1 protein-coding gene is annotated in these 570 nt (G+C 40.9%); it reads right to left on the bottom strand.

The features are described 5' to 3' along the window. On the bottom strand, window positions 1-516 hold a 516-nt coding region (locus tag AC1DG9_RS27650; protein ID WP_477635775.1), incomplete at its 3' end, for an ABC transporter permease. Window positions 517-570 lie beyond the last annotated feature (54 nt).

Here is a 570-nt window from a genome sequence, read left to right as displayed (position 1 = left end):
GATCAGGGCCGGCCTGTCGCCAATCAGGATCGTTTTTCCGATCGGGCTCCCCTGTTTGAAATCCCGTTCCGCTAAATCTTCAGTGAGGACCACCGGAATGGCATTTAACACATAGTCTTTTGCCGTAAACCATCGACCTTCGACTAGTTTAATGCCGAGTACCGTTGAATAATTCTCATCTACCTCAAATCCCAGAGCCTTGCTGGTTTGTTTGTTATAGGTGATCTTTTCTTCATTACCCCATTGTTGAAAAGGAATTACCTGAGTGGCACTTACCAACTCGATTTCTTTAACAGCCTGAAGCTTCTGCTGGATTAGCCTGCTGAACTCCAATTTCTTTTCCTCCGGCAGGTGTTGAAAATCGAGTACCACCAACCAGGAATCTTCGTACTGATAACCCAATGGTCTGAAATAGTTACCTAATTTTTTCAAATTCAAACCCAAACAAAGAAAAAGCGCGGTAAAGGTGACAAATAGTTGTAGTAACAGGAAGAAATTCGCTTTTTTCCTGTTCATTATCATTTTAAACAAATGCAAAATCATAAGCTTTGCATTTGTTTAAAATGATAA

The sequence above is a fragment of the Pedobacter sp. 05L430 genome, from assembly GCF_056397585.1.
The sequence above is the reverse complement of the archived record's forward strand: the minus strand, read 5'-3'. Positions and strand labels throughout refer to the sequence as shown.